We start from the raw sequence: 23,960 nt of genomic DNA, 5'->3' as shown, positions 1-23,960 counted from the left end.
CTAACCCTAACAACAATTTTTGATTTTTACAACACTCCTAATGAATCCCCTCGTCAATTATTTTCGCAACCTGCACGAAATCCACTCCTCCCAAGCAGCGGTAAAAGAAACCTCCTAAGACTAAGATAATGTCAACGCTCCCCCCAATTAGGGTTTTTTAGGCGATCGCATTTTAAAATTTTGTTTCATGTAAGGCGATCGCCTTTGGGAATTTCAGTTCACATAAAGGCGATCGTGCTAGGCAAAATCACCCACAAAGTGTTGATCTCCTGAACCGAGTTTCCAGCCGCCGATCCAGTCATACTGAATCGAGTTAGATTGAAAGCCCGAACCGTTATAGGTTAATAATCCTGCATATTGAGGACTACGGATGAAAACATCATCTTTGCCATCGTTGTTAAAATCACCCACAAAGTGTTGATCTCCTGAACCGAGTTTCCAGCCGCCGATCCAGTCATACTGAATCGAGTTAGGTTGAAAGCCCGAACCGTTATAGGTTAATAATCCTGCATATTGAGGACTACGGATGAAAACGTCATCTTTACCATTACCATCGAAGTCACCCACAAAGTGTTGATCTCCTGAACCGAGTTTCCAGCCGCCGATCCAGTCATACTGAATCGAGTTAGGTTGAAAGCCCGAACCGTTATAGGTTAATAATCCTGCATATTGAGGACTACGGATGAAAACGTCATCTTTACCATTACCATCGAAGTCACCCACAAAGTGTTGATCTCCTGAACCGAGTTTCCAGCCGCCGATCCAGTCATACTGAATCGAGTTAGGTTGAAAGCCCGAACCGTTATAGGTTAATAATCCTGCATATTGAGGACTACGGATGAAAACGTCATCTTTACCATTACCATCGAAGTCACCCGCCAAATGTTTATCCCCTGAACCGAGTTTCCAGCCGCCGATCCAGTCATACTGAATCGAGTTAGGTTGAAAGCCCGAACCGTTATAGGTTAATAATCCTGCATATTGAGGACTACGGATGAAAACGTCATCTTTACCATTACCATCGAAGTCACCCGCCAAATGTTTATCCCCTGAACCAAGTTTCCAGCCGCCGATCCAGTCATACTGAATCGAGTTAGGTTGAAAGCCCGAACCGTTATAGGTTAATAATCCTGCATATTGAGGACTACGGATGAAAACGTCATCTTTACCATTACCATCGAAGTCACCCGCCAAATGTTTATCCCCTGAACCAAGTTTCCAGCCGCCGATCCAGTCATACTGAATCGAGTTAGGTTGAAAGCCCGAACCGTTATAGGTTAATAATCCTGCATATTGAGGACTACGGATGAAAATATCTTTAGAAGGACTAGAAACTGAACCACTAATCGAATACTGCCCCAAACTACCGTAATCTGTGTAACCAGTAGTAAGAGGATTACCTTTCCCAATACCGTCAATTTTGAGGTAATAGGTTCCGGCTGCGACATTTGCTGTAATATTTGCTGATAATAAATCCGTCGGATTAGATGATGCAATTAGAGTTCCCGCAGAATTGTATAACTCTGCCAAAATATCTAAATTTGGTCCACGATTAAATGGATTCACCGTCAAACTAATCGCACCCGCACCTGTAGTAAAACTATAGAAATCTACATCCGTATTGCGCTCAATGATACCATTACCACTAACAGAAGCACCAGAAACCGTTAATGCTTTCGCAGTAGCAATTGTATTGCCAGTATCATCGGTTCGGTAGCCAAAACCATTTTGGGTGGTAATAATTTGCAAATCATCTTGAGTATTATTAGCGGAAGCATACTCCCCTTTACTCCACTGGGATAGGTTCTGATAGTATCCTACTCCCATAATTGGTGCCCAGCCAGTATCCCCACTACCATGTCCTGCGTAGTATCCCTCACTGGGGGTAATTCGTCCATCATGGGATAGTCCGAGAGTATGTCCTACTTCATGGGAAATAGCTTCAGCCGTATATTTTTCGTTACCATTACCTAGTTGGTCATCAAAAACAAAGGTGGGAGTATCACTATTCCAGTTAAAAGAACCAACGTAGGCAACTCCTCCTGCTCCAGCACCGAACCAGTCATAACTGCTCCCACCAATAGCAACACGCACACCCCAGCGAGTGTCACCAGTACCGCTTTTAATCAAATCATTGATATCCGTTGGAGCTTGAGTTGTGACATTAACATTAAAGGGGATGAAATCCTCCGCCACGCGCTGCCAAATATACTGGATTCTTTCTAGTTCAGCATTACTAAAAGACCCTGTATTGCCATCAAAATCGAAAGCAGGAGTAACAATATTAGCCTTATTATAGGCTGTATTCCAAGAAGTACCAGAAGTAGTATGCCCGTTAAAATCCAGATAAATTGTGTGATTTGCTCCTGCTAAGCTGTTAAGGGAGAAAGTTTGAGATAGATTTAAAGCGGCTGATACAGTGGCGGCTGACTGTTTCGGTTGATTCTTAACTAGATTCGGATCAAATGGAGGAAGAGCGCAGAATGAGCAGTTACACCCAGCAATGTGTTGTAAGTTACTTGAAACCAGAGAACTTAGAGATTGGCTAGTATTAAGCGATACAGACTGGGAATTTCCTGTCTTTAGGTCATTTTCCTGCGCCGACTCAGCTAAAATCGCACCTTTACGCCCAAGAGGATCTGTGTCATCAATCTGAGCATCAATGCTATGTCTTGTTCCTTCGTCAATTTGTTCTAAATCTGTAGATAAAAGCGTGATAGTAAGAGGATTGAGCAAACTGTCACGAACAACGAAATCAAGAAAATCAGCCATCTTTAATTTCCTCCAAAACAAGAGAGATCAATAATTAAGTAGGTAGGCGTTAAAAATTATCAGAGCCCCCGCCTATCAGCACCCCCCTTAATAAGGGGGGCAGGGGGGATCGAACCTAAAATCGATTTTTAATTTAAATATAACCGGCTACCTACAATGGGAATTGTAACCGTTCAAAGCAGAAATGTTCAATCTTGTAACAAAATTTTATAAGATTAACCTTAATTATCTAGACCACAGTTTTTATGAATCCCCTCGTCAATTATTTTCGCAACCTGCACGAAATCCACTCCTCCCAAGCAGCCGTAAAAGAAACCTCCTACTACGGCACTCTCGAAACTCTCCTTAACGAAATCGGTAAAACCCTAAAACCGCGAGTGCGCTGCATTATCAACCTCAGAAATCAGGGTGCGGGATTGCCGGACGGGGGACTTTTTAACGTCGATCAATTCCAAAAAAATCAAGAATTAGAACCTTTTACGGCGATTTTTCCCGAAAGAGGTGCGATCGAGATTAAGGGAACCAAAGAAGATATCAAAAAAATCGCCGCCAGCGAGCAAGTACAAAAATACTGGCAAAAATACGGTCAAGTATTAGTCACCAATTATCGCGATTTTCTGCTCATTGGTCGCAATAGCCAAGGTCAACCGGTGGAATTAGAAGCCTATAGTTTAGCCCCGTCAGAAGCCGAGTTTTGGCTAAAAACCTCAAATCCATCCAAATTTGCCGCCGAACACGGTGATAGCCTCTTAGAATACCTAAAGAGAGTGCTTTTACAGGCGGCTCCTATCACCTCACCAGCCGATGTTGCTTGGTTTCTTGCTTCCTATGCGCGCGACGCAAAAGCACGCTTAGAACATCATTCCGATCTTCCCGCTCTGGCCAATATCCGTCAAGCTTTAGAAAATGCCCTCGGTATCAAATTTGAACGGGAACAGGGAAATAAATTTTTCCGTTCTACCCTCGTGCAAACCCTCTTTTATGGTTTATTTTCTGCTTGGGTATTATGGCACAAGCAAAACCTCAATCGCGAGGATAAAGAGGATAAGTTCGATTGGAAATCCGCAGCCCACCATCTCCATGTTCCCATGTTAGCGATCCTATTCGAGCAGATCGCCGCACCGAGTAAGTTAAAGTCTTTGGGATTAGTAGAAGTTTTGAATTGGACCGGTGCAGCTTTAAATCGAGTGCGACGAGAGGAATTTTTTCGTCAATTCGATGAGGGACAAGCGGTACAGTATTTCTATGAACCATTTTTGCAAGCTTTTGATCCTGATTTACGCAAAGAATTGGGAGTTTGGTACACTCCTCCGGAAATTGTTCGCTATATGGTAGCGCGAGTCGATCGAGTTTTACGAGAAGAATTAAATATTGAGGACGGTTTAGCTAATCCCGATGTTTATATTCTCGATCCTTGCTGTGGCACCGGTGCTTATTTAGTCGAGGTTTTGCGCTATATTACCGATACTTTACAGGAAAATGGGGCGGGTGCTTTAGCCATGGCTTTGGTGAAAAAAGCAGCCATAGAAAGAATTTTCGGTTTCGAGATTTTAACCGCTCCTTTTGTCGTCGCTCATCTACAATTAGGTTTATTCCTGCAAAGTTTGGGTGTACCTTTAATAGAAGATAGTGAACGGGTGGGGATTTATCTGACTAATGCTTTAACTGGTTGGCAACCTCCCGATGAGGAAAGTAAACAGAAAATTCAACAGCTACAATTAAGTTTTCCAGAGTTAAATAAGGAACGAGAGGCAGCCGATGAAGTTAAGCGCGGTAAACCGATTTTAGTTATTCTCGGTAATCCTCCCTACAATGCTTTTGCTGGAACCAGTCCCGCGGAAGAAGCAGGTTTAGTGGAAGTGTATAAACAGGGTTTAATCTCCGATTGGGGGATTAAAAAGTTTAATTTGGATGAGTTATATGTGCGCTTTTTTCGTTTAGCAGAAAGATGTATTTCAGAAAATACCGGTAAAGGAGTTGTTTGTTATATTTCTAATTTTTCCTATCTCGGTGATCCTTCTTTTGTGGTGATGCGGCAAAGATTTTTACAAGAATTTGATCGCCTTTGGTTTGATTGTCTCAATGGGGATAGTCGCGAAACGGGAAAGTTAACCCCTGAAGGTAATCCAGATCCTAGTGTTTTTTCTACTCAATACAATAAGGAAGGGATTCGAGTCGGGACAACTATCGGACTAATGGTAAGAAAGGAAGTAAGGAATAAAAATGTTGATGTCTATTTTCGCCATTTCTGGGGAGTTGCTAAACGAGAACAGTTATTAGATAGTTTAAATAATCAAGATTTTGATGCTTTGTATCAAGTCTCTAACCCAGAACAATCTAATCGTTATTCTTTCCGTCCCTCCGATGTTTCCTCTCACTATTTAGCATGGCCAAAGTTAACAGATTTATCTGATGAAGCTCCAATTACAGGTTATAAAGAGAATCGAGGCTATAGTTTTATTGATAGTGATAAAACTATTCTTTCGGAAAGGATAAGTAAATACTTTGATCAAAATGTTTCATGGGAAGAATTAGCATCACTTAATACAGGTTTAACTAAAAATGCAGCTCGATTTGATGCCAAAAAAGCCAGAGATAAAGTCTTAAAGTTACGCAAAAAATTTAATCCTCAAATGCTGTTACCTTATCTGCTCAGACCCTATGAGGTTAAGTGGTGTTATTATACTCAAATTAGACCGCTTTGGAATGAGTCTAGACCTTCGCTATTTATTCATCAATTTCAAGGTAATTCCTTTTTAGTCAGTCGTCCTGCTGGTGTTGCCTCTCCCGAAGGAATACCATTTTATTTTACTAACTGTTTAGGAGACTTTGACTTTATTAGAGGTCATGCTTATCACTTTCCTATACGATTACGTCAAAATTCAGAGAAGGTGAATACAGAAGATAATACTCAAGGAAAATTATTCGATTCCAGTAACTTTAATAGTCCTTCAATAAAAGCCAATCTTTCGGAAAAATCTCGTCAATACTTAAATCAACTGGGTATTAATAATATTGATGAAAATATCGAGAATGCCTCCTTAATTTGGCTGCACTCGTTAGCGATTGGGTACTCTCCCTTGTATCTTCGGGAAAATGCCGACGGTATTCGTCAAGACTTCCCAAGAATTCCCCTTCCCAATAGCCAAGAATTATTAATTAAATCTGCCCAACTAGGACAAGCGATCGCCTCTCTTTTAGACACAGAAAACCCCGTTATAGGAGTCACCAAAAAACCGACCCCTGCACTGCAAAAAATCGCCTTGATTTCCTGCACTGATGGGGGAAATTTAAACCCAGATAAGGGGGATTTAATTATTAACGTCGGTTGGGGACATGGGGGTAAAAATGGTGTGACAATGCCGGGTAAAGGAAAAGCGATCGCCAGACAATATACAACCGCAGAAATGAGCGTAATTAGCCCAGAAATGCGAAAATTATTAGGAACGACCACCTATGATATTTATCTCAATGATCGAGCCTATTGGCAAAATATACCATCCCGGGTGTGGGAATATACCATCGGGGGTTATCAAGTTATTAAAAAATGGCTAAGTTATCGCGAGGAAAAATTATTAGGACGGGGATTAACTATCGCAGAAGTGCAGGAAGTAAGCGAGATGACTAGAAGAATTACTGCGATTATTCTCCTAGAATCATATCTAGATGATAACTACCAAAATATCAAAACAGCCGTGTATTCTTTTTAACTTAGTGTCAGCAGAATTCCCTCGCTTTTAGCGATGGGATGAATGCTGATACTAAATCCGTTGAGTACAGGCTAGTTATGAGACGAGGCACTCATGCAAGAGGCAAAAGGGGAAATAAATAATCAGTTTTTAATAACAGGATTTAGTATGACATTCAGTTTTTTTCCCACTTCCCACTCCCCAATTCATAATTCATAATTCCCCAAGGATTGGATGATTGAAGCCTTCTGAAGCAAAAGAATATCTGTGATTGCTATCAAAACTGTTATATTATATAAAAATATTTCTGAGATTTTTTCTATGCCTCTAATTAGGGTCTGCTGAATAAATCTAAAAACCTTGTTGGATAAGACTTTTGGACTTTTTTCCCCTCAAAAAGTGCCAGCCATTGCGGGGATCGGGGGAAAATTCAGGTACTTTTTCCCTGAAAATTAGGTAGTTGACCACCTCAAAACTGGTAAAACCCCACACCCCACACCCCACACCCCACACCCTGCCCCCAGGAAAAGCTTTTTCAGCAAACCCTAATTAAAATTCAAACTTCTGTCACCTCCCTCGATGATGAGACGGTTAATCAACTTTTGCAGAGTCTTTCGGCTAAATTAGCTAAACATCTGGGAAAACCCGAATCCTATGTGATGACAGCTTTAGAATCGGGTATAAAAATGACTTTTGCTGGTACTTTTGAGCCGGTGTGTTATGTGGAGATTAAAAGTGTTGGTTCTATTTCCGCCGCTCAAACTAAAAGCATGAGTAGTGATTTTTGTCAAGAAATTGAGGCTTATTTAGGAATACCGAAAAATCGCATTTATCTAGAATTTGCCGAGACGAAAGGTGATCTTTGGGGATGGAATGGCACTACTTTTGGCTAATTTATGCCAAAATTATCGGAGATAGGGCTTATTTTAACTCTCTGGTGAGGATTTTTGCCTGTTCAATCCAAGCTAACATCACCGCAATATCGGGACTTGACATCCTCGCCGCCGTAAAACGGACGGCGATTCCTCACCACGCCACTTTTTTAGGGTGGTCGCTGAATGGGGTTGACGCTTCACCGAAAAACGCTTAATTGCTTAAGTCTGACTCTTTCTCAACGTCCGTTTTGAGTGTCCGGATGCCCTCCGGCCACTTTGAACAAGTCGAAAAAATCTCATGTTCAACCTTATTTCCTAGAAAGTTTTACTCGTTCAAGGCCGAATTTGAATTCTTTTCTGAACAAAACCCCCTACTATCTGTTGTCAAGGTTCAGTTTTTAGCTTGGTTATCGCTTTTTCCATTGTAGCTTAAAGCCGTCCTTTTAGGACGGGGTTTTAACCCAAATTTTCGATAAATCGCGTCTTTGCAGATTAGCCACCTGAAAATTGATGTTTGTGCCAATTGCGGGGATGAGCCTTTTTCTGTCAACTCTTGAGGTTGACGCGTTTCATTTTAAAATTGGCACATTCAGTCATCATTGATGGTATAAAAGTAGAATAGAGAGATTATACTGAGTATAGAAAAATTACAGCTTTGTTTCTAAAGATGAAGTGTAACCTAATTTGGTATCGAATCCTGACGACCGGCTCCCCAAAACGAAAACTTTGTACTTCACCATTAAGATAACTGCTATAAGATGAATTTATTAGAAGAAGTTAAGGCAAAAACTAAAGAATTTCGTACCGATAACTATCCTATGTCAATCGGAGAGATTATTAGTCTTTATAATAACAAAGAAATGACAATTAATCCAGATTTTCAAAGATATTTTCGTTGGACAATAGCCCAAAAAAGCCGATTCATAGAATCGATACTATTAGGAATTCCTATTCCCTCTATTTTTGTCTATCAGAGAGAAGAAGATAGTGTTTGGGAATTGGTGGATGGATTACAAAGGATTTCAACAATTTTGGAATTTGTTGGCGATTTAAGAGATGAGGACGATGAAACTAAGAAAAAACCGAAACTGGTGCTTCAAGGTACTAACTTATTACCTAGCTTAAACGGAGTTATGTGGGAAGGTGCAGAGGAAGGAGAGTATAATTTGCCCCCATCTCTAAAAATAGACTTCAAAAGAGCGAAAATACAGGTTCAGATTATCCAAAAAGAATCGGATAAAAATGCTAAGTTTGAAGTTTTTGATCGTTTAAATACCGGTGGCTCTTTTTTATCTTATCAAGAGGTGCGTAATTGTCTTTTGATTATGCTAGATAAAAACCTATATAAGTGGTTAGAAGACTTGGCAGAAAATGAGAACTTTAAAAATTGTATTTCCCTATCCGAGCGATTAAGACAAGAACGCTACGACTTGGAACTAATTCTTAAATATTTTGCCCTGTCTTCTCCCACATTTGATCCAAAATCATTGAACAAAAAAGAGGTTAATGAATATTTGACTGACTATCTGATAGAATTATGCAATTCCAGGACTTTTGATCGTGTGTTAGAGCAAGAAAAATTCGCTAAAATGTTTTTATTGCTTGATCAAGCGACGAATGAAGATACTTTTACCAAATATGATGGAACAAGATTTAAGGGTAAATTTCTCGATTCTGCTTATGAAGCGATCACCACAGGATTACGAGAAAATATTGATGATTACTCTACTCAAGATATTGAACTGCTAAGAACAAAAATTCAGGAAATGTGGTCAGAATCTGACTTTATTTATAACATCGGTACGGGATCGAGAGCTAGAACTAGAATGCTCAAAATGATTGAATTTGGCAAAAAATATTTTAAAAAGTAATGAGTAAAGATAATAGAACTATCGAAATTCTCCAGAAAAACTTAGATGAAGATATGGCATGGCGAATTAAAGAACTTAGTATTTTAAAAAATAAAATTCCTCCACAAAAAGGAACTGAGCAAGATGTATTAATTAGAGCCGGAATAACCACTCTCTATGCCCATTGGGAAGGTTTTATTAAATATGCAGCAGAATGTTATTTGCAGTTTGTTTCCTTAAGAAAATTAAATTATCATGAACTGGATTACTGTTTCGTTGCCCTTGGTTCTAGAAGTTCTATAAATGAGTTAATAAAAACCAATAAATTTAAGTTACAAAAAGAGATGATCAAAAATTTACTTGATAACCTAGAAAATAGAGCTTCTATACCCTACGAAAATATTATTAACACCAAATCTAATCTCAATTTTGAAGTTTTCACTGATATCTGTACTATTCTAGGAATTGATGATAGTGATTATCAACTGCGGCAGAAAGCTATTGATGAACAACTTCTCACCCAAAGAAATAAAATTGCTCATGGCAAGTATTTAACTATCGATTATGAAGAATACATCAATACTTATAATTTAGTAATTAAATTAATCAGAGATTTTAAAGATGATCTATTAAATGCCGCCGTGACGGAACAGTATAAAAAAGTCAAAAGTATATAGGGTTAATACTAAATCCGTTGAGTATGCGCTACATATCAGAACAGGCAAAAGGCAAGAGACAAAAGGGGAAATAAATAATCAGTTTTTAATAACCGGATTTAGTATGACTCCATCACTATCAAGAACTGTTCCAATAGTGGCAAGAGACGAAGTGACTAATCGGAGTAACTTGTCTTTTGTCTCTGCCAAATTCTTATCTTCTGTATTGCGCTGTAAACTTTGAGTATTATAAATTTTTTTAATTAATTCTTCACCAGCAGAAAAAACATTACTATCTGAATATTTGGTTGTCCTGGCTTCTTCAAAAAATATATTAATTCCCTCTGACCATTCAGCTTTTAACTCTGAGTCATCTACTTGCTCTAATAGATTATTACTAAGAGATTGAAGTTCTTGAAGCTGCGTTTTGACATGAGGTGCTTTCGCATAAATTCTTCCCCAAGTGGCCAAAAAATCAAAAGTTTGTTCGGCAATTAAAGGGGTTCCGTCCGCAAGACTAACTTTAAAAAAAGCGTCGAGGGCAGGGGCAAGAAGCGCAAAAATTGGTAATTCCCAACTATTGACAGAAGCGGTAAGAACAAGTAGGCTGATTCTAGATGGACTATCAGGGGGAATACTATTGCGAGATAAAATTGACGCAATAAATAACCAAACAACCTCATTGTTAATCTCGCTGTCATTCTGTAGAAGCTTACGTCCCAATACCCCTAAGCCGATTTCTGAAGCTTTGATCGATCCCAGTGCCAACAGATCTGCAAACTCTCTAACATGACTATCCACCCTTCTCAGATTGCCGAAAGCTCTATCAATTTCTTCTCTAGCGTTATCACTATCGCCAGAGTCTAAAAATTGTTGTACTCTTCTAAGCATCGTTGTCATTCTGTTTGGGGCGAAGGGATAAAGGTAAGACCACTGCGAATTTCAATATCTACACGGGCGTTTTTAGTTTTACGTTTAGAATCCTGAAATGAGTGCGGTTGTGCCTCTGGAGTGACACCACCTTGCTCACTAGCATTTGTAACAAAGCGTTCAGCTTTTCTAAACGCTTGTTTCCGTTCCTCTCGTTGACATTCGCTGCATTGCCCTTTAATATTAGCAAGAAATGATAATCCTTCTTTAGCAGTAACAGGATTTTTTCTTGCCCAAGAACAACTGTATCCACCCTCTTGCTGGATATCGTCTCCTTGAGCTTGTACCCTCCCACGATAAGGTTCTGACGAACTCGACATATTAAATGTTCAAATTTATTCATTTAAGACAATTATATAGTAATTATCAGCAAAAGTATCAAACAAAGCCCAAATACTTGATTAGAATCAATTATCAAAAGTTTAGCTATAAAATTATGTAGAATGCTTTCGACGACGTACTGGGAAATTACTTGACAAAAAAAAGTTGATAGAACCAAAACGGTCTATCAACTCTTAAAGTTATCTATTCAAGAACTAAAAATTAACGTTCCTGAAAGACGATTTTTTTGTCCAGGGAAGGACGGTTATTCGACTTAGAGGGGTACTTACTACCACCACTGCGGGGAGTTTTATTAATCACCGGTTTACTGCTCGTCGCTGCGGGAACTTCCCAATCGGTTTTCATCCACTGGGGACAATTTTGATCGTAGATCATTTGCAGGGCAGCCGCCGCGATCGCTTGGGGATCGTATTCTTCACTTAAATCCCGCACTAAAGGCAAGAAAGAAGCCATACGTTCCCCCGATAAAGCCTCTTTTAGCTGATTTTGCAGCTTGGCCAGGCGTTTTGCTTCTACTTCGGTGCGGCTAGGAATGGGACTAGATTCCAGACGTTGACGCAAACGCTGTTCAATCTGACGTAATAAACGCCGATCGATCGGTTCTACTAAAGATATAGCAGTTCCCGTTTTACCGGCGCGGCCGGTGCGGCCAATGCGGTGAATATAGGTTTCGGCATTATCCGGCAGATCATAGTTAATAACGTGGCTGAGATTTTCCACATCTAGACCGCGGGCTGCGATATCCGTGGCTACCACTAATTTAATTTTGCCCTCGCGGAAACGTTGCACCAGTCGTTCCCGTTGCACTTGGCTTAAGTTACCGTGGTATTCATCCACCGTTTGCCCCGCTTCTTGCAGTTTGCTGGTTAATTCGGCCGCGGTTTGCTTGGTGCGGACGAAAATAATCGCCGATTCTAGGGGTTCGATCTCTAACAGGGGTTGCAGGACTTTTAATTTCGTCCAACCGCGAGGGATCAGATAAATTTTCTGCTCAATCTTAGCAGGAGCGGCCTGGGGTTGAGAAACCGTCACAGAAATGGGAGATTTCAAGAAATTAGCGATTAAATCGCGGATTTCCCGGGGCATAGTTGCCGAGAAACAGGCGGTTTGACGGGTGGAGGGGGATGCTTGCAGAATTTTCTTCACATCATCGATAAAACCCATACTGAGCATTTCGTCCGCTTCATCGAGGACTACCCAGTTTAGGGATTCTAGATGGAGTTTTTTGCGATCGAGCAGATCGATTACCCGGCCGGGAGTCCCGACCACAATCTGGACACCTTTTTCCAGACTGCGGATCTGACGTTCCATGGATTGACCACCACAGACTGTCAGGATAAAGAGACGACGATCATCAGAGAAATCTTTGATGGCGCTGGCCACCTGTTGGGCTAATTCCCGGGTGGGGGTGAGGATTAAAGCTTGAACGTTAGGATTTTTGGTGTCCATGCGTTCCAGTAAAGGCAGGGAATAGGCGGCGGTTTTGCCGGTTCCCGTTTGTGACATTCCTACCATGTCATGCCCTTCTAGAAGGAGAGGGATGGCTTTGGTTTGAATTTCGGTGGGGGTGGTGAATCCAAGCGTTTCTAGGTGTTGAAGACGGCTATCGGATAAACCTAAATTGTTGAAACCAGTGGTCATAGGGATTGTTTTGTGGGAATTAAATAAGAAAAATGGAAAAATTAGACTATTTCGCCGTAGAGATCGTAGGTATCGGCCGCAGTGATTCGGACCTGTACGATCGCACCTAGAATCGCCTCACCTGTCACATAAACCAAGCCATCCACTTCCGGGGAAAAACGAGCGGAGCGCCCGATTAATTCTCCTGTTTCTGGGTTTTCCTGTTCGATGAGAACATCGACAGTTTGACCGATATAAGCTTGATTTTTGCGTTCCGAGATCGGTTGCTGAGTTAACATCAACCTTTCGCGGCGTTCGTCCATAATTGCCTGTGGCACTGGATCGGGCAGGTCAAAAGCGGCTGTACCTTCTTCGGCGGAGAAGGTAAACACCCCGACGTGATCGAACTCATGACGCTTGACAAATTCCAGCAGATGGCTGAAATGTTCCTCGGTTTCTCCGGGGAAACCGACGATAAAAGTCGTTCGTAAAACCGCGTTCGGGATAGCTTGCTTGATCCGCTCGATAATGCCATCGTTGACTCGTCCTTGCCAGGGACGGTTCATCCCCCGCAGGATGTCGGGATGGGAATGTTGTAGCGGCAAGTCTAGATAGGGTAAAACATTCGGGGTCTCTCGGATCGCCTCGATAACCTTTGGCGTTAACCCGGTCGGGTAAGCGTAGTGAACGCGAATCCAAGGTATATCGACTTCTCCCAGCGCTCGCAAGAGTTCCGCTAATTTGGGTTCGCCATATAAGTCTAACCCATAATTGGTTGTTATTTGCGAAATGAGAATTAATTCTTGCACCCCTTGGCTGGCCAATTGTCGCGCTTCGGCCACAATGGACTCGATCGAACGGGATCTTTGATCACCGCGCAGCTGGGGAATAATACAGAAAGCACAGCGATAATCGCAGCCTTCGGCCACCCGCAGATAGGCGACTCCCTCGCTGGTGGTGCGATAACGGGGCAGATTTTCGTCGGCGATAAAAGTGGGATCGGCGCTGACTTCCTTGACTCGTTCTCCCGTCTCTACCCGTTCGACGATCTCGACAATTTTCTGATAATCCCCCGTGCCGACAATGGCCACGGCTTCCGGCAATTCCGTCAGGAGTTCATCTTGGAAATGTTGGGCCATACAGCCGGAGATAATAATTTTTTTATTAGCTTCCGCCAGTTCCACGAGGGTGCGAACGGATTCTTCTCTAGCTGCTTGAATGAAACTACAGGTATTAACGATAACGTAATCGGCCAACTCCTCGTCATTATCTACGGGATAGCCGGCCTTGGCCAGCAGTCCTAACATATGCTCGGAGTCGATCCGGTTTTTCTCACAGCCTAGGTGTGAGATGGCGATGGTTGGCTTATTGCCCATGCGATCGAGTATCAACCAAATCTTAAACTTCTCTTTTAATGTTAAGACATTGTGAACTACTCTCAACGGATTTGAGAGCTTCCTGCTTCAATGGGATGCGCTTTCTACCTCGAAAGATAGCAAGTCTTACCTTCCCGACCCAGGCAGCAGTCCTAGTTCCTAAGACCCACACTTTTTCTTGCAACACGACCCCCCGAAGCTCGGTTATCGCTTAAGGAATAGTGGTCAAGACCCGTTTATGATAACATAGTTTTTTGGAATTGTCTATATACAAAGTCAGCATTGATGAGGGGAACTGTGGGGCGAATTACTTCGCCCCTTGAAAAGCCCCGTCCCATCGCACTAAGCGCGAGGGACGAATGCTGGCACTAAGTTAAAATAATTTCCCCCCCGTGGAACCGTGGGTAGGCCTTCACCCTGTTAAAATGGGTGAGCGGCGCATGGTTGGGGACGCTAAGAGTAGTATACGCTGTGAACTTAATTGCAACTTTCAAGACAAAAAACCCGATTATTGGCGTGGTTCATCTCGCCCCCCTGCCCACTTCCCCCCGTTGGGGTGGCAGTCTCAAGACGGTGATCGAGCGGGCTGAACAGGAGGCGACGGCTTTGGCTGCCGGTGGTGTTGATGGTTTGATTATCGAGAATTTTTTTGATGCCCCCTTTACTAAGCAACAGGTGGATCCCGCCGTGGTTAGTGCCATGACTTTAATTGTTGATCGCATTAAAAATCTGGTGGTCCTACCGATTGGTCTTAATGTTCTCCGCAATGATGCCCATAGTGCTTTAGCGATCGCTACCTGTGTTAATGCCCAATTTATTCGGGTTAATGTGCTAACGGGGGTTATGGCCACCGATCAGGGCATTATTGAGGGTCAGGCCTACGAACTCCTGCGTTATCGCCGCGAATTGGGGTCTGAGGTCAAAATTTTAGCGGATGTTTTGGTTAAACACGCCCGCCCCTTGGGAACCCCTAATCTGACTACGGCAGTGCAAGATACGATCGAACGGGGACTGGCAGACGGGGTGATCCTCTCCGGTTGGTCCACCGGTAGCCCCCCTAGTTTTGAGGATTTGGAACTAGCAGTGGCGGCGGCCAAGGGAACACCGGTTTTTATCGGCAGCGGGGCTGATTTGGACAATATTGGGCGGTTGCTGCCGGCTGCCGATGGGGTGATCGTGGCTAGTTCCCTCAAGCGTCATGGCAAAATTACTGAACCGGTGGATCCGATCCGGGTGTCGCAATTTGTGGAAACGGCCCGGCAGATCAACGATCAAAAGGCAAAAATTAATAATTCTCTCCCTTCTTTGCCTCTGTCCACATAACCCCTTGCTAGAATGGCGGATAGTTTCAGGGGATAGCTATCCTAAGTTTTTAGGAATTGAAAACGTCCTAATTAACACAATATGGTTAGGCAATTTTTCCTTTCAACAAAGTACATTTAGATTTCTCTCCTGACTCCTGACTCCTGAATTCTGCTGTAATTTAATCTAAATAATATTATGCGTCGTCGTTCTGTACCTTGGATTCATCGCTACTCCCGGCCTCTAATTGGGGGCGTTTCGATCGTGGGGGCGATTCTGACCGGCTATTTAACCATTACCAAACTGACGGGAGGGGCTGCGGCCTGTACCGCCGGGGCTACTGATGGGGCTGGTTGTAGTGGTGTTCTTAATAGTCCCTACGCTACGGTTTTCGGGCTGCCCTTGAGTTTGTTCGGTTTTTTGGCCTATATTGCCATGGCGGTTTTTGCCCTCAGCCCTCTATTTATTAATGGGGAAACTCAGAAAAATCTCCGCAAAAGTTTAGAAAATAATACTTGGTTATTGCTGTTAGCGGGGGCGACGGCGATGGCGGTATTTAGTGGTTATTTAATGTATATTCTAGCCACGGAATTAAAGGAATTGTGTCCCTACTGCATCACTTCGGCTTTGTTCGCTTTAACCTTATTAATTCTCACAATTGTTGGTCGCGAATGGGAAGGTTTAGGACAAATTATACTGCCGATGGTTGTGGTGGCGATGATTACTTTGGTGGGAACTTTAGCGGTTTATACGGGAGTAAATTCCCCCACCGTGACAGGAGGAAAAGAAGAAATTACCCGGCCAATGACAGCGGCTAAACCTCCCTACGGTTGGGAAGTAACCACGGTTCCGGGAAAAGCAGAAATCGCCCTGGCTAAACATTTAAAAGCAATTGGTGCGAAGGAATACGGGGCTTTTTGGTGTCCCCACTGTTACGATCAAAAACAGTTATTTGGTAAGGAAGCGGGAGAAATCCTCAAAAAAGAAGGGGTTTATATCGAATGCGATCCCCAAGGGGTTAATGGTAATCCCCAAGCTTGTCGCGATGCCGGAATTAAAGGTTTTCCCACTTGGATTATTAGGGGTCAAGAATATTCGGGAACCCAAAGATTAGAGAAATTAGCGGAGATTTCCGGTTATACCGGCCCGATGAATTTTAAATATACAGTTCCGGGACGTAAGTAGAAAAATATTGAGGGGTTGAACCTTGTTCAGCCCCCATATTTTATGGCTTTTATGGCGTTGCTGATTTTAAGTATTAAGTGTCCTCTAGGCAATTTTTCAAACTTAGTCCTAAGCGTTCGTTGTGGATACGATGCACAATTACCATTCATATCTCAATTCAACAACACCAGAACAAGTTCTTAGTTTTAAATAAGATAAACATTTCTCCCACAAAATCCTGGTTCTTCCGAACTTACACTGTAGAAAATTCCCTAAGCTCCCTCTCTGTCCAGCAATGCTCTAAAGTTGATAAATATCAATCTAACAAAAACTCAAAGCCTTACTATACAAGCTTTACAAGCATGAGTTGTTAATAATTTTGCATAACAGGTTTGGTAGAGTCTCGTTTATTTTTGTCCAGGTACTTATTTTCTATCAAGATGTCGAGAGAACAAAAAAATGTTTGGTAAATTGTTAAAATATTATCAAAGCTAATAAAGGAGTAATTTCTCATGATTGCCATTAAAGAAAACTTTCCCCAACTTACTCCAGAAGAATACTTTGCTTGGGAAGAAAAGCAACTAGAAAAACACGAACTGATCGATGGTCAAGTGTACACTATGAGCGGCGGCAGCAAAAACCATAGTCTCATCTCAGTTAGATTTATTACCCTGTTTTCCAACCACCTTGAAAGCACTGGCTGTGAAGTAGGTAACTCAGATCTGAGAGTCAACATTGTCGAAACAACTAACTACACTTATCCTGATGTTAGCGTAACCTGCGACGATCACGATAAAACTACAACCCAATACATTACTTATCCTTGTCTCATTGTTGAAGTTCTTTCACCTAGTACCGAGTCCTATGATAGAGGTGGCAAATTTAGAATGTACCGCAAAAATCTAGTTTTACAAGATTATTTATTAGTGAGTTCCACCAGCATCGAAATGGATTTATATCACAAAAATGATGCTGGTGAATGGCTCATTATTAACTACCAAGAAGGCGATACCGTAGAACTCAAAAGCATTAATCTAAGTTTTCCGATTGAACAAGTCTATCGCAACCTCGACCTTACCCCAGAAACAACACCTTGAAATTGAAAAATCTTGTTAATAAGTTGGAAGCAATCTATCTATCTATACTAGGGAGTAAAGTATGCTCAAAAAATCATTATCTATGACTATCACCATAGCTACTTTATTGGTAGTATTATGGCAAACTGAGGGTGCAACCCAATCGTCTGGAAGAGAGATTGCCTGTAGCCAGATAATCAATGATTTCAAAGACGGCACTCTGACAACAAAATGGAACAATGGTCGCACCCATAGAGAGAAAGTTTTTTGGCTCTTCGGTTTGTGTTATGCAATGGACGGAGGTTATAAGGGATGAAACCCTTATAGAGAAAGATATTTGGCGATTTTTGTCAATTGTTTTTGATCTAGAGCGAACTAATCAATTAAATCTCTTGCCAGATAAGGATTTAGTCGATTTATGCCCCCCTATCGAACCATACCAAGTAACGAAGAGCCAGTTTTTTTTACTGCGGGTACGAATGGAGTTTATTTAAACTGGGAAAACTCACAGGATAGGTTTCTCATCAAAACCAATGGTTCGGCTTTTGAACTTGTAAGAGGTCAAAACTGGCAAACTTACAGGGGTACTCGTCGTGCAACTGACATACCAGGAGTCAATATCGAGCGATCTGCTTATTCCTACCCTGATCAAGTTGCTGGAACTTTCCTTTTAAGGTTGTCGTATAGTAGGCGTGTACCTTGATGAAAACAACGTTAAGCCGTTCAGTAATGAAATCAGAATTTGGCAAATTAACTAGCAGGATGGCATTAATGTCTATCTCAAATTGTGTGACTTTTCTCTTTATTTCAACTAGCTTTCTGCTACTAATAGAACCAGTAAAAGCACAAGATTGCGGTAGCAAAAATGGCATTAGCATCCCTTGCTGGGATGATTTTAAGGACTCTGATGAAGGCAGTGAATCACTCCCTTTTTACCCCTATGCCAAAAGACCTAATGGTTGCAGTATTCCGGGTGGAAGACCGGGAGAATATGATAACTTTGGTAGCCTTGGCTACGACTTCAGTTTTAGAGAACCTTGCAATAACCACGATCACTGTTACTATACTTTAGGCACAGATGCCAATGATTGTAATACCATTTTTCAAAAAGTATGTCATACTTGGTAAAGGTATAGTTTGTGTGGTAAAAAGGCAATGAGTGGAGTCCCTAATATTAATGTTGCTGAGTCAGTAGAAGACTTAAAATCCTTGTTGAAGCAACAAGTAACCTCTTTAAACTTTGCTAAAGTACAATCCCTGTATCTACTAAAAATTAAGGAGGTAGAAACGGTTCGTCATCTCGCCGTGTTAATAGGACGCTCAGAAAGAACTATTCATCGCTGGTTAAGTTGTTATCGAGAAGGAGGGATAGAAAATCTCTTGTCAGAACCAGAAAAACTGGGAAGACCCAAAAAGATTTCAGTGGAAGAAGCCGCTCTAATTCAGAATGAATTAAAAGACCCAGAAGGATTTCAAAGTTATAAAGAAATTCATTTTTGGGTATCAATTATTTTAGAAATACCCACCAGTTATATAACTGTTTACCGTCTCGTAAGAAATGAATTACAAGCTAAATTAAAAGTGGCTCGACCTCAAAATTTAAAACAATTACCAGGAGAAGTAAAAATATTCCAAAATAATCTATCTGAACAGCTACAAGCTTTACTAGAAAAGGAATCTGAAAAAGTTAGTCAATATTTAAAAGTCCGCTTCTGGTGTCAAGATGAAAGTCGCTTCGGCTGTCATACCATTGTCAGAGATAAAATAACAATTAAAGGCATAAAGCCCCTTGGTAATTTTCAGTATAATTTTCAATATCTCTGGCTCTATGGTTTAATAGAACCTCGAACAGGTAGCAGTTTTTTCTATGAATTTTCTCATTTAGATGGGGAATGTTTTAATCAATATTTAACGCTTTTTTCTCAAGCTTTTTCTGAGGAATTACATATTATTCAATTAGATAATGCTCCCGCACATACGGCGACCGACCTAGAAATACCTGATAATATTATCCTATTTTATCAACCTCCCTATTGTCCAGAAGTAAATCCAATTGAGAGAGTTTGGCTATATTTGAAAAACCTATTGGCCTGGGGCAATTTTAACTCCCTTGATAACTTAAGAAGTAAACTTTACCATCTTTTAAATTCTCTATCCAATGACACGATCGGGTATTTGACGGGATGGTCTTGGATTTTAGAAGCTCTATGTCTGTCAGGAATTTAGAAAAATGGTATAACACCAGATATAGAGCAGAACTTTTTCAGGTTTGTCATAATGGGGCATCACAACCCCTAAAACCCCAAGATTTTTTCACGGGTGGCGCATCAAGGGCTGCTGTTATCGAAAACTGTCTGACTCGTGCTGATTTTATGTCACAAGCAGTTTTTGCAGTACAACACAGGTATCATAAGTAGTCATGCAAAATTAATTACCCAAATAAAAAATTAAGAAGTATAATACATAAAAAAACGAAGCAGCAGGAAAATACAATGAGATTGATTAGAGACCTAAACCCCGAGAGCCAGAAAATGCTAGAGAGAATTTATCGAGCTAGTAAACATCATCAAGTAAGAGAGCGAGCGAAATGTATACTCTTAAGTTTTCAGGGAACCACGATAGAAGAATTGAGCGGAATATTTGGAGTTACGAGAAAGACCATCTATAATTGGTTGACGGCCTGGGAAGATAGAAAACTAATTGGTTTTTATAATCGTCGAGGAAGAGGGAGAAAACCTAAATTGACAGAAGCACAAGGTCAACAAGTTATTGACTGGGTAAAAGAAGAACCGAAAAGCTTAAAAAAAATCCAGATAAAAATTGTAGAAGAAGGGAAATTAACCGTAAGCAAAGACAAGATAAAAAGACTCATAAAAAAAATCAACATGAGGTGGAAAAGGGTGAGAAGAGGGGTCGCCAAAACCCCTGATGAGTGGGAGCTTGAGGTCAAACTACCTATTTTAGAAGAACTAAAAAAACAGGAAAAAAGAGGAGAGATTGAGATAGGATATTTGGATGAAATGGGAGGGGATTCAAAGCCTTGTATTCCTGACGCTTGGCAAGAAGAAAAAACCACGATAAAGTTACCACCAATTGAAGGTAAAAGACTAAATATTTTAGGAATAATGAAACGAGATAATCAATTATTTTATGAGACACAGGTCGGAACGGTTACTAGCGAGATAGTTATTAATTTTCTGGATAAATATTGCCAAAATATACAGAAAAAAACTGTCATAATAATTGACCAAGCTTCCATTCATACCAGCGAGGCATTTATGGAGAAACTTGAGGAATGGGAAAAGAAAAACTTGAAAATATTTTGGTTGCCCACTTATTCACCTCATTTAAATTTAATTGAAATATTATGGAGATTTTTAAAATATGAATGGATTGAATTTAGCGCCTATAAAGACCGAAAGAGCCTCCTCGCTTACGTTAAAAAAGTGCTGGACAATTTTGGAGGCGAGTATGTAATTAATTTTGCCTAGGTACTTACAGAGGCACAAAATGCGCAAGCGGATTATCGAAAATTTGGGTTAAAACCCCGTCCTTTTAGGACGGCTTTTCCTGATTTTTAATGTAGCACTTAAGAACTTCCAGTGGCGCACCTCCTACAGAAGAGACAAAATAACTGGGCGACCAAAGAGCATCTTTTCCGTACGGCTTAGGATAACCAGCTTGTCCATATCTACGACTAGAGACTCCTTTTAAAGAATTGACCATTACAGAAATAGCTAGTTTCGGTGGGTATTCAATCAATGCGTGTCCCGCATTTCTCACAAACTGAATTAAGAACCTAATTTGGAGGTTAAAAGTTGGTGTTTTTCAAAAATAAGAGAAACCCGCTTAGTTATCAAGGAATAATCTGACTAAACTAATCAAAAAATTCCTGAATTACTGGAAAAATTCCGTCAATTAGGGAAAATGTTCACGACAAAGTTAGCTGAATTTATAAGCAGCCATTTTTAAGACTATTTAATGATCTTTGAAAACTCTTCAACTTATCCAGTTCCCGCTATCGCTTGAATTCTAGAGTAAGCTATCGCTAAAATATCTTGATAGGGACAAGAACTGGCAATTGCGATTAAAATTCTTCTGACACTAACAGTAATTCTAGCTCCTAATTTAAGGAAATTAAGGCGAATTGTTCCCACTGTCGCTTTGGCAAAAGAAGTTTTAGCCAAACAATTTTGACGAAAAGCTTGCATTAAAACATAAGCCATTGATGACAACCAAAGTCTTAATTGATTACTCTCAAATGTCTGTGTCGAATTCCGGTCAGCAAATAAGTCTAATTGTTGCTCTTTAATTCGATTTGACCTCTCCCCTCTGGGGCAATATTTTTCAGTGTAAAGTTTAGATGGGGGAATCTTTGATGCAGGTAAAGAAGTCACAACGTGGCGAATTTTTACGCCCTCACTACCAGGACAAACTTTTGTCACCACTCTTCTTGAACGGCTCCAGGATTTTTGGGTTTGATAACATAGGGAACGATACCAAGTCGATTCTGGTACCAATTTCGCCAATTCTCCTAACTCTTCATCGGGAGAAAATAACGTCTCCATTAATTCAGTAACTGGCTGAAGTCTTTGCTCGTAATCTGCCTTAGCTTTCTCAATTACATCGGTCGCTCGTAATTTTAATTGACTATTCGTTGCCATTGCTAAAACATAATCAACTCCTGCTTGACTTTCGCAAAATTTCATGATATCTTCACGGGAATAGGCACTATCTCCTCGTACTAATATCTGCGTATCTGACCATTTTTCTCGAATTATACCGATTATTCGCTGCAATTCTTCTAATGCTCCCCCAGCAGTATCTACATGAGAAGACCGGAGTTTAGCTACTAATAAATGATGCTCACAGAAAATATACAAAGGAGCATAACACACTCCTTTATAATAAGTATTGAAAAACGCTCCCTCTTGATTTCCATGCACTTGGTCATCGGTGACATCCATGTCTAAAATAATTGGTTTCGGTGGCTTTTTGTAGGATTCTAGAAAGATGTCCACAAAAGCTTTTTCAATTTCTTTGGGGTTAGGCTCGATTTTATGGTAACGACTGTTCTCTTGATTGATGACTGTTTCCGGACAATATTCTAGTCGATTAATTGTACTTTTTCCCGCTAAATTTGCTTGGGCTGAGTCAATAAAATTTAGTTTTTTCAATGCTATTGCTAAAGCTGGAGCATGACGTAATTTATCATGATCATTGACATCCTCATATCCCAAAACTATCCCATAAACTCTTTGTGCGAGTAGTTCATGAACTGAATATAGCAATTCTTGGAGCTATGAGGTACAATAGAAAGTAAATAGACAAATAATAGAACTTACCAGCTTCCTATGAGACCCTATTCCGTAGATTTTCGCCAAAAAATTATCGATGTCTGGAAGAAAGAAAAAATTTCCATTCGAGGACTAGCCCAGAGATTTGACGTGGCTAAAAGCTTTATTCAGAAGTTATTGAAGCAACATAAAGAAACAGGAGATATCCGTCCTCGTCCGCAAGGGGGAAGTCCGCCAACCAAGTTAAATAGTGAACAACTGATAATTTTAATAGAAATCATCGAAGCTAACAATGATGCAACTCTCGAAGAATTATCGGACTTACTGTATGAAAAGACACAGGTGAAAGTCAGTAGAGCCACCCTGGGGCGGCTTACGCAAAAACTCAATTACAGTTTCAAAAAAAAACACTACACGCGGCGGAAAAAGAAAGTGACAGGGTACAGCAAAAAAGAGTGGAATACTGGTCAGAAGTTCGGGAAATTGAGGCATCAAAACTAATTTTCATCGATGAATCGGGGGTAAATTTAGCCCTTTTGAGACTCTATGCTAGAGCCTTAATTGGCCGAAGAGCTCGGGGAAGAAAACCACAAAAAAGAGGGAGAAATATTTCAATAATTAGTGCTATAAGCTTAGAAAAAGTTGTCGCATCAGTCAACATATACGGTGCAGTGGATGCGGTAACATTTGAAGGATTTATTCTAAAGGAAGTGCTGCCAAAAATTAAAGAAGGAGACTGTCTGATCATGGATAACGCCAAGATTCATCTCGGAGAAATGGTCAGAGAAATAATCGAACAAGAAAAAGCTAGACTCATCTATTTACCTCCTTATTCTCCCGAATTCTCTCCTATTGAAAACTTTTGGTCAAAAGTGAAAGCGACGTTAAGAAAACTGAAGGCGAGAACTTACAAAGACTTAATAGAAGGGATTGAATTGGCTATGTTAGAAGTTACTCAAAAAGATATTCGCAATTGGTTTACTCACTGTTGCTACTGTACCTCATAAGTCA

The 23,960-nt window shown here is 40.8% G+C and carries 19 protein-coding genes and 2 pseudogenes; 14 read left to right on the top strand and 7 right to left on the bottom strand.

Annotated elements, in window-relative coordinates; genetic code table 11:
* Positions 1–237: 237 nt before the first annotated feature.
* Complete coding sequence (locus MAE_RS27710) at positions 238–2,772, bottom strand: FG-GAP-like repeat-containing protein (RefSeq protein ID WP_012265921.1); 2,535 nt, start codon at positions 2,770–2,772, stop codon at positions 238–240.
* 245 nt (positions 2,773–3,017) lie between these two features.
* Here MAE_RS27710 and MAE_RS12675 point away from each other — a divergent pair, with 245 nt between their 5' ends.
* From MAE_RS12675 to MAE_RS12660, 5 genes are all read left to right on the top strand, one after another.
* Complete coding sequence (locus tag MAE_RS12675; RefSeq protein ID WP_012265920.1) at positions 3,018–6,482, top strand: type ISP restriction/modification enzyme; 3,465 nt, start codon at positions 3,018–3,020, stop codon at positions 6,480–6,482.
* Positions 6,483–7,009: 527 nt separating this feature from the next.
* On the top strand, positions 7,010–7,354 hold the full coding sequence (locus tag MAE_RS12670) for a phenylpyruvate tautomerase MIF-related protein (protein ID WP_041804095.1): 345 nt from the start codon (positions 7,010–7,012) through the stop codon (positions 7,352–7,354).
* Entirely contained in the window at positions 7,330–7,551 is a 222-nt protein-coding gene (locus tag MAE_RS34085) for a hypothetical protein (protein WP_173351072.1), read from the top strand. The genes MAE_RS12670 and MAE_RS34085 overlap by 25 nt, the downstream gene beginning before the upstream one ends.
* Positions 7,552–8,094: 543 nt before the next feature.
* Complete coding sequence (locus MAE_RS12665) at positions 8,095–9,207, top strand: DUF262 domain-containing protein (RefSeq protein ID WP_012265917.1); 1,113 nt, start codon at positions 8,095–8,097, stop codon at positions 9,205–9,207.
* On the top strand, positions 9,207–9,863 hold the full coding sequence (locus MAE_RS12660; RefSeq protein WP_012265916.1) for an MAE_28990/MAE_18760 family HEPN-like nuclease: 657 nt from the start codon (positions 9,207–9,209) through the stop codon (positions 9,861–9,863). Before MAE_RS12665 ends, MAE_RS12660 begins: the two co-directional genes overlap by 1 nt.
* A gap of 78 nt (positions 9,864–9,941) precedes the next feature.
* On the opposite strand, the gene MAE_RS12655 is transcribed toward MAE_RS12660, so the two are convergent.
* From MAE_RS12655 to rimO, 4 genes are all read right to left on the bottom strand, one after another.
* Entirely contained in the window at positions 9,942–10,643 is a 702-nt protein-coding gene (locus MAE_RS12655; RefSeq protein WP_231859778.1) for a hypothetical protein, read from the bottom strand.
* Positions 10,644–10,738: 95 nt separating this feature from the next.
* Positions 10,739–11,092 carry a hypothetical protein gene (locus tag MAE_RS12650; protein WP_002741232.1) on the bottom strand — a complete coding sequence of 118 codons (354 nt, stop codon included), beginning with the start codon at positions 11,090–11,092 and terminating at the stop codon, positions 10,739–10,741.
* A gap of 223 nt (positions 11,093–11,315) precedes the next feature.
* Positions 11,316–12,755 carry a DEAD/DEAH box helicase gene (locus MAE_RS12645; protein ID WP_012265913.1) on the bottom strand — a complete coding sequence of 480 codons (1,440 nt, stop codon included), beginning with the start codon at positions 12,753–12,755 and terminating at the stop codon, positions 11,316–11,318.
* Between the two features lie 41 nt (positions 12,756–12,796).
* Positions 12,797–14,110, bottom strand: a complete 1,314-nt coding sequence (rimO, locus tag MAE_RS12640) for a 30S ribosomal protein S12 methylthiotransferase RimO (protein WP_012265912.1) — start codon at positions 14,108–14,110, stop codon at positions 12,797–12,799.
* Between the two features lie 471 nt (positions 14,111–14,581).
* Here rimO and btpA point away from each other — a divergent pair, with 471 nt between their 5' ends.
* The 8 genes from btpA (at position 14,582) to MAE_RS12600 (ending at position 21,143) form a co-directional block, all read left to right on the top strand.
* Positions 14,582–15,433: a photosystem I biogenesis protein BtpA gene (btpA, locus tag MAE_RS12635; RefSeq protein ID WP_012265911.1), complete on the top strand. Its 852-nt coding sequence runs from the start codon at positions 14,582–14,584 to the stop codon at positions 15,431–15,433.
* Positions 15,434–15,610: 177 nt separating this feature from the next.
* Positions 15,611–16,597: a vitamin K epoxide reductase family protein gene (locus MAE_RS12630; RefSeq protein WP_012265910.1), complete on the top strand. Its 987-nt coding sequence runs from the start codon at positions 15,611–15,613 to the stop codon at positions 16,595–16,597.
* A 491-nt stretch (positions 16,598–17,088) separates the two neighbouring features.
* Positions 17,089–17,673 carry a Uma2 family endonuclease gene (locus tag MAE_RS12625; protein ID WP_012265908.1) on the top strand — a complete coding sequence of 195 codons (585 nt, stop codon included), beginning with the start codon at positions 17,089–17,091 and terminating at the stop codon, positions 17,671–17,673.
* Positions 17,674–17,734: 61 nt separating this feature from the next.
* Positions 17,735–17,968 (top strand): hypothetical protein, encoded by a 234-nt coding sequence (locus MAE_RS33805; RefSeq protein WP_041804094.1) that lies wholly within the window; start codon positions 17,735–17,737, stop codon positions 17,966–17,968.
* Positions 17,940–18,146 carry a hypothetical protein gene (locus MAE_RS29570; protein ID WP_080506976.1) on the top strand — a complete coding sequence of 69 codons (207 nt, stop codon included), beginning with the start codon at positions 17,940–17,942 and terminating at the stop codon, positions 18,144–18,146. Before MAE_RS33805 ends, MAE_RS29570 begins: the two co-directional genes overlap by 29 nt.
* A 205-nt stretch (positions 18,147–18,351) precedes the next feature.
* Positions 18,352–18,780 (top strand): hypothetical protein, encoded by a 429-nt coding sequence (locus MAE_RS32155; protein WP_158303522.1) that lies wholly within the window; start codon positions 18,352–18,354, stop codon positions 18,778–18,780.
* 27 nt (positions 18,781–18,807) lie between these two features.
* Positions 18,808–19,878, top strand: a complete 1,071-nt coding sequence (locus MAE_RS12605; protein WP_012265278.1) for an IS630-like element ISMae27 family transposase — start codon at positions 18,808–18,810, stop codon at positions 19,876–19,878.
* A 266-nt stretch (positions 19,879–20,144) separates the two neighbouring features.
* On the top strand, positions 20,145–21,143 hold the full coding sequence (locus MAE_RS12600; RefSeq protein WP_012265903.1) for an IS630-like element ISMae24 family transposase: 999 nt from the start codon (positions 20,145–20,147) through the stop codon (positions 21,141–21,143).
* A gap of 64 nt (positions 21,144–21,207) precedes the next feature.
* On the opposite strand, the pseudogene tnpA reads toward MAE_RS12600, so the two are convergent.
* Positions 21,208–21,420 (bottom strand): annotated as a pseudogene (gene tnpA / locus MAE_RS29565) (IS200/IS605 family transposase); the annotation flags it as partial.
* 236 nt (positions 21,421–21,656) lie between these two features.
* A pseudogene (locus MAE_RS12595) lies at positions 21,657–22,937 on the bottom strand (IS1380-like element ISMae9 family transposase); the annotation flags it as partial.
* A gap of 69 nt (positions 22,938–23,006) precedes the next feature.
* On the opposite strand from MAE_RS12595, the gene MAE_RS29560 reads away from it, so the two are divergent.
* Positions 23,007–23,956 (top strand): IS630-like element ISMae26 family transposase gene (locus MAE_RS29560; protein WP_076611860.1). Its coding sequence is split into 2 segments (ribosomal slippage): positions 23,007–23,349 and positions 23,349–23,956, totalling 951 coding nucleotides; the frame shifts between segments, so codons are not numbered across the junction.
* The last annotated feature ends 4 nt before the right edge of the window (positions 23,957–23,960 follow it).

Source organism: Microcystis aeruginosa NIES-843 (assembly GCF_000010625.1).
Taxonomy (GTDB): Bacteria; Cyanobacteriota; Cyanobacteriia; order Cyanobacteriales; family Microcystaceae; genus Microcystis; species Microcystis aeruginosa.
The sequence above is the reverse complement of the archived record's forward strand: the minus strand, read 5'-3'. Positions and strand labels throughout refer to the sequence as shown.